This is a genomic window from Rhodococcus sp. (in: high G+C Gram-positive bacteria) (assembly GCF_049286785.1).
In the GTDB taxonomy this organism is placed as follows: Bacteria; Actinomycetota; Actinomycetes; order Mycobacteriales; family Mycobacteriaceae; genus Rhodococcus_F.
Genome location: NZ_JBAQEO010000136.1, coordinates 1 through 6,847 on the forward strand (window position 1 = coordinate 1; position 6,847 = coordinate 6,847).

The 6,847-nt window shown below is 70.7% G+C and carries 3 protein-coding genes and 1 pseudogene; all 4 read right to left on the reverse strand.

Translation table 11 applies throughout. The features are described from left to right. Window positions 1-58 precede the first annotated feature (58 nt). Complete coding sequence (locus WAW17_RS05500; protein ID WP_422331997.1) at window positions 59-1,228, reverse strand: universal stress protein; 1,170 nt, start codon at window positions 1,226-1,228, stop codon at window positions 59-61. A 205-nt stretch (window positions 1,229-1,433) separates the two neighbouring features. After that, window positions 1,434-1,946, reverse strand: a complete 513-nt coding sequence (locus WAW17_RS05505; protein WP_422331998.1) for a hypothetical protein — start codon at window positions 1,944-1,946, stop codon at window positions 1,434-1,436. A gap of 142 nt (window positions 1,947-2,088) precedes the next feature. After that, window positions 2,089-6,504, reverse strand: a complete 4,416-nt coding sequence (locus WAW17_RS05510; RefSeq protein WP_422331999.1) for a cation-translocating P-type ATPase — start codon at window positions 6,502-6,504, stop codon at window positions 2,089-2,091. A 242-nt stretch (window positions 6,505-6,746) separates the two neighbouring features. Beyond that, a pseudogene (locus WAW17_RS05515) lies at window positions 6,747-6,847 on the reverse strand (IS982 family transposase); the annotation flags it as partial.

A 6,847-nucleotide genomic window follows, 5' to 3' on the forward strand; every position in this document is an offset into this window, starting at 1 on the left:
GCGATCAATTGGCTGGCGGAGGGAAACCTCGGCGCCTCCTGTTCGCGGCGAGGTGTTGTCAGAGGGGTTCGGTGTCGTCGAGGGTCTCGGTGGCCGCTCGTTCGACGAGCAGGGGGACGAAATCGCGCACCTTCGTTCCGTCGAAGCGATGCAGCGCCCAGGAGATCGCCTCGTCGATCGTCCCGGGGTCGGTGTCGGGGAATTTCCTCGAGAGTCGTTTACTGACCGATTCGATATGGCGGGGTTCGTCCTCGACGAGATGCGCCCGACGTGCCTGGTTGTACGCGTTGAATGCTGCGGCGCGCGACCTATCCTCCGGCTCATCGCCGTCCCGGCTTCCGGCGGTGGCGGGGCAGATCATCGCCGGACAGGTGCTGTGGTGAAGCAGGTAGTGGCTCACCGACCCGAGGACCGCACCGGCGAGTCGCCCGTGCCCGGAACTGCCGACAACCACCAGCTGCGCATCGGTTGCCAGCTCGGCGAGGGCCCGGCGAGGATCTGCCCTCGTGACGGTTTGGGTGACGGTGACGTCGGGGAAGATGCGCGCCGCCGCGGCGAGGCGCGAGGTCAGCAGAGCCCGCTCGTCCTGCTCGATCTGGTCCAGGTCGAGCAGGTACGGGACCGTCCCGGCACTGGCATGGTGATACGCCGACCAGGCGTGGACCGCGACCACCGGCGCATGGACCAGGTCGGCGTACTCGAACGCCTGCCGGACCGCCACCGCACTGAGCTCGCGGTCGTCGACGCCGACAACAACGGGCCGGTGATCGGACGGGGCTTCCGGTTGCCCCGGCCAGATCGTGACGGGACATGAGGCGTGTTTGGTGAGAGTGATGGCGGTCGAGCCGACCACCCGCGTGCGCAGGGCCCGGGCCCCGGTCTTTCCGATGACGACCATCCGGGCGTCGCCGCTCGCGGCGGCCAGGGCGCGGGCGGGCGGCCCCTGCACGAGGTCAGCTCTCACCTCGAGGTCGACAAAGCGTTCGCGAACCACGACGATCGTCTCGTTCAGCACCCACTCCCCGGCCTCACGCGCCGCCGCGACAGCGGACCCCTGTCGGATCACCGCGATGTCCGCCGCGGAATAGGAAGTGTCCGGGAGTGCGTGGACGATGCGCAGCGGGCAACCGAGGCGCGCGGCGAGGGCGGCCGCCCACAGCGACGCCTCGCGGCCCACCTGCGATCCGTCGACCCCCGCCACGATCACCGAATCGTCTTGTGCTGCCATATCGCACACCTCATGGATTCACCGCGGTCAAGCATCGTCGGCAACAAACAAGGATGCACCAACGGCGCCGAACGGTAGCGCATCGCCCGGGTGGTAGTCGTCGGTCGTCATACGTGGTTCACCGAGAATATTTCACGCCCAGCAACCGCGCCCTGTGTGGGTCGCGTGGCTGATGGTCGGACGTGCCGAGGTTGTCGAGATTCCGTCACGACTTCGCCGGCGTTTCCGGATCCGGCGTCGTCGCCTCCGGCTCCGGTGTCGTTGCCTCCGGCTCTGCCGGTGTCGGCGGTGGCGACTTCGGCGTGATCGTTGTCGGGGTGGTGTCGGTGGGTGCGGTGTCGGCGAGTGCGGGGCGTGGGTTGAGCATCCGGATGGCGAGCGCGCCGCCGCCCAGTACGACCACGATCGGCCAGCCGACCAACCTGGTCGCGCCGAGTGCCGCGATCGTCACTGCTGCCGCCGGCGTCGAATCGGTTCCACTGTCGATACCGGAGCGGACGCCGTCGACGGCGCCGTGCACGCTTCCGGTGATCCCTGCCTTCGCGGCCCCGACCGGGCTGGTCGCGGTATGGGGGTCGTCGGAGCGGACGCCGTCGACAGCGCCTCGCACGCTCCCGACTATCGCCCCCAGCGTGCCTGCGCCGACGGCCCCGGCCGCACTGGTCGCAGCATAGGCGGCGTCGATGACCCAGCGCGTGCTCTTGTCCCTGATCTTCATGAAAGGCTCCTTGTCTCGAGAACTGCTGCAGATTCGTTCGGCACGGCACGTGATCGCGAGCAGATCGTCGACTGCGGTGCAGGCAGTCGACCTCGGCGAAGGCGCCCAACGTCCAGCGGGACTTCCTCCCCAACACGCCTGATCATTCGCCGCCGCCGTCTGCGTTGTCTGCGTTGGTGTGGACCACCCCGCGCACGAGGGTATTGATGCCGGGTAGGCGGGCGACGAGGTCGGGGGCGAGGGCGGCGGCCGCGGTTGCGGTTGCGGCAGATCCCAGCCCTTGGGCCCAGCCGAGGGGGCCGATCGGGACGCAGCCGAGGAATTGACTGATTCCGGGGGTGCTGATCAGGGTGGCCATGACGGCGAGGGATCCGAGGGCGGTCGAGACGACGAGGGGGCTGCGGGAGTCGATGAGTGTTTGGCCGAGTTGGCTGCCGACGAGCGCGATCAGGGCAACGGTGGACGCCCGTTGCGGTGTTCCGGTGAGGCTTGCCGCGATCCATGCTGCGGTGGCTCCGGCGGCCGTGGTGGTGCCGCGGACGGCGATGGTGCGCAGGAGTGCCGACTGGTCCGTGCCGTGGGGGGCGCTGGCCCCGTTGTGGTTGGAGTTGTGGTTCGGGGAGCTGACGGCCAGGGCGGCCGCGGGCAGCGCATCGGTGAGCATGTTCACCAGGAGCAGTTGCCGCGCGTTGAGTGGTGAGTGTCCGGTGACGAGGCTGCCGAGCAGGGCGAAGGCGACTTCGCCGGCGTTTCCGCCGAGCAGCACCGCCACGGCAGCGTCCACCCGGCGCCACAGCTGGCGGCCCTCGTCCAACGCATCGAGGAGGGATCCCACCCGGCCGTCGAGGAGGACGATGTCGGCGGCGCCGCGGGCGGGGTCGCTGCCGCGGGAGGAGACCCCGATGCCGACGCTGGCCGCGCGGATGGCGGCGGCATCGTTGGCGCCGTCGCCGACCATCGCCGATACCCGTCCCGTCCGCTCCAGGGTCTGCACGATCTGAACCTTGTTCTCCGGAGACATGCGGGCGAAGACCAGGCAGTCCGCGACGGCGTGTTCTTGTTCGGTCTGCGACAGTGTGTCCCAGTCGGCTCCGCTGATCACCTGGTCCGGCGTGACCGGCATGCCGAGTTCCTCGGCGATGGCGAGGGCGGTGACGGGGTGGTCTCCGGTGATCAGGCGGACTGCGATGTTCTGCTCGAGCAGGGCCGGAAGCAGTCCGATGGCATCGGCGCGCGGTGTGTCGGACAATCCGAGGAGGCCGACCGGCTGCAACTGCTGTTCGGCGAGTTCCGCCAGGGCGTCGGGGTCGTCGGCGGATGCCTCGGCTTGCCGGGCCGTGAGGTTGCGTTGGCCGACGGCGATGACTCGTAGTCCGGCGGCGGCCATCGACTGCACCCGCTCGGCGAGCGCGGGGTTCTTTTCGGTGTACGCGGCGAGGACCGCTTCCGGTGCGCCCTTGACGGCGAGGTGTGTCCCGGCAACCGCCGCCGCGTAGGAGCGGCCCGACCGGAACGGGAGATACGCCACCCGCCGACCTTCATCGTCTTCGGCGGATGCCACTTCGGCCGCTTCGACGACCGCGACGTCGGTGGCGTGGTCAGGGGGACCGCCGTTCTCCGACCAGCCCGTGCGCGCGGCGTAGGCGAGTACCTGCTCCCGGGAGAACCCGGGTGCCGGTTCGACCGCCGAGACGCGCAGCCGGTTCTCGCTCAGGGTTCCGGTCTTGTCGAAGCACACCACGTCGACGCGGCCGAGGGCCTCGATCGAGCGGGGGGTGCGGACCAGGGCCGCCGACTTGGTGAGCCGGCGCGCGGCCGAGACCTGCGCCAGAGTGGCCACCAGCGGCAGACCCTCCGGCACCGCGGCGACGGTGATCGCGACACCGCTGATCACCGAGGCCCGGATCCCGGTTCCGCGGAGCAGGCCGAGCGCGGTCACCAGAGCGCCGCCGCCGAAACTGATCGGCAGCGCACGCCGGGTCAGTGCGCTCAGCTGCGATTGCAATCCCACCTCGCGCACCTTGGTGGGGGCCATCGCGGTGGCCCGCCGCGATTCGGTGGCCCGGCCGACCGAGGTCACCAGGGCGGTGACTGTGCCGGTCAATACGGTGGTACCCGCGTAGATCATGCAGGTGCGTTCGGCCAGCGGTGCACCCGGCGTCGGCTCGATCTGCTTACTCACCGGGAGTGATTCGCCGGTCAGCGACGACTCGTCGACCTCCACGCCCGGCGCCTCGAGCAGCCGGCCGTCCGCGGGGGCCACCTCACCCGGTCGGATTTCGATCACGTCCCCGGGCCGCAGCCGGGCCGCGGCGACCTCGACGTCGAGACCAGCGCCGGTGATCCGTCGGGCGGGCGGATCCTGCACGGCAAGAAGCTTTTTCAGCACCTGTTCGGCGCGCAGTCGCTGAGTGGCCGAGATCGACGCGTTGAGCATCAGGACCGAACCCACCAGCACCGCATCGAGCGGTGACCCCAGCACCGCGCTCGCCGCGGCGCAGGTCGCCAGCACCGGGGTCAGGGGGTCGGAGAGTTCGCTGCGCACCGCGCGGACGAAGTCCCGGGTCGAGGTCACCGGGCGGGTGCCGAGGAGCAGTGTGATCGGTGAGCTGATCAGTGAGACGGGGCTCCCGCGTCCGGAGGACACGTCGTCGTCCGGTAGCGGGGGGAGCAGCCGGCGGGCTTCGGCGATGGGCATCGCGTGCCACTCGTGTCCCGACCGCGGTACCGGCAGTGGGGCGCCGAGGACACCGCGGGCCAGTGAGTACCCGGTCCACAGTCCGCCGGCTGCGCCGGCGGTCACCGACTCCGTCCCGGTACCGGGCACACCGGGCAACATGAGCAGGGCGCCGAGCAGGGAGGCGTTGAGCGAGATCTCGACACCGCGTCGGCTCGCCGCCCGGGCGGGCGGAAGCGCTCGCAGCACACGCCACACGCCGATCAGGTCCGTGGCGAGCAGGTGCGCGCCCCACGAAGGCGCAATCCCGTCACGGGCGATTGCGATGCCGACGTCGGCCAGCGCGAGTGCCCGCGGCGCATCTGCTGCCACCACGGCGACGGTGGCGCCGTCGCGTTGGAGCCCCGCGACCACGTCGCCCAGCGTCTGATCGAGGGAATCACCCAGTGGCTGAAGGTGATCGAAGCCGTTGCGCAGTGAGCGGAGCGCGTCGTCGTCGACCGAGATCACCTTCACTCCCGCCCGGCGAGCCTCGGCGATCACCGCGGAGGCGTATCGGTCGTGGACCGAACTGACCAGGACCCGCGCGTCGGCGTCGGCCTCCTGCGGGGCGTCGGGCACAGCGGAGACCGGGTGCCAGCCGGGTGTGAGCCCGCCGCATGCCACCGACTCACGCGCGGATTCCCACACCCGGGTGCGGTCCCGCTCACGAACACCGAGGACGCGGCTGACGCTGAGCGTCGCGGTGTACAGGGCGCGCGGATCGATCACCACCGTATCCACCCGGTCGAGGCGGCGGAGCGCGGCCGGCTGCAGCACCAGCACACCGTGCCGCTCGTTCAGGCCGCGCCCGAGGGTGGCGGCGAACAATTCACGTGCCGATCGAGTCGCCTTGGGTGCGGCCACCATCGCCGCGGTGCCGGCGGTCACCGGGTTCGCGGTGAGGGCGCCGAGCCCCGCCGCGCCGGCAAGCCCCGCCAGGCCGGCCCGGTCGGCATAGCGCTCGATCGGACCAGTTGGCCGCGCGTCGGACCGGACCGAAGGGGGGAGTTCGTCGGCCGTGGCCTGCGGCGTGAGCGTCGGCTCCAGCGCCCGCCACGCCCGTCGACCGGACAGTGCCTCTGCCAGCAGAGCCACCCGGGTCGTCGCCTCGACGGCCAGCGACGCCGGTGACAGACTCAGGGTGTACGCCGCCGCGGTCGCGACCGCGAAGACCAGATCGGCGGCGTCGGCGCCGATCGCGCTCTCCACGACGGCCCGTGCCCGCGGTTGGTAGTCGGCCGCGATCACCGGGGCCGCCACGGCTCCCGGCAGGCGCGGCAGACGCAGAACCCTCCCGCCGAGGGTCACCCCCAGTCCGGCGAGGGCGGTGCCGGCGGCAACCAGGTGACCGGCCAGAACGACGTCGTCACCGGGTAGGTCCAGTGGTCGGCTGGCTGAACCGGCACTGCTGAAGGACTTTTCGGTGTCCGCCACGATCCGGCAGAGTGCGTCGGGCGTGGGACCGGACCCATCGGAGGTCACCACGATTCGGGACCACGGTCGGTGGAGTTCGGCTTGTTGGGTTCCCGGTGCCGAACGGACCGTCTCGAGCACCCGCTCGCCCAGTGCCTGCCCGTTCGGACTGTCGAGGCCGCGCACTTCGATCCACGTGCGATTCTCGCCGAACCCCCAACGTCGTGCGGGTTCACCCCCAACGGACTCGCGCGCAATGCCCGCGAGCGTGCGGAAAAGGTCGGACGGCGAGGGTGCTGCCGCGGCAACCTCGGCGGGTGCACGCCGCAGCGCCGTCCCCACACCGGCAACCGTCCCCGCAGCGATGAGTGTGGTGTTGACGGTGACAGCCGCACCGACGGTCACCGCCCGCGTTCCGGCACGCATCCACCGCCCGGGCAGGGAGGCCACCGTCCGCACGGATGTTCCTGCGATCACGGCGAACCCACGCGTCCCGGATACCGGGATCGCACCGCCGGAGATCGCCGGCCGTTCACGGCGACCGTGGCGACCGTGGCGGTAGTGGCGCGGCGGATTTCACGGTGTCCTCCTCCGGATGCCGTGACGGTGCCGGTGTGACACCGGCTGTCGATCCGGTGTCAGCCTAGATGATTGATTCCTTGAACGGATCAGTGGTCGTAGGCGATCAATGATCGCTTGGCGGCGGCGCCGATGTTCCAGTTGTGCCAGATGCCGGCGGCCATCGCCAACACGCGCTGGGCGACGCGGG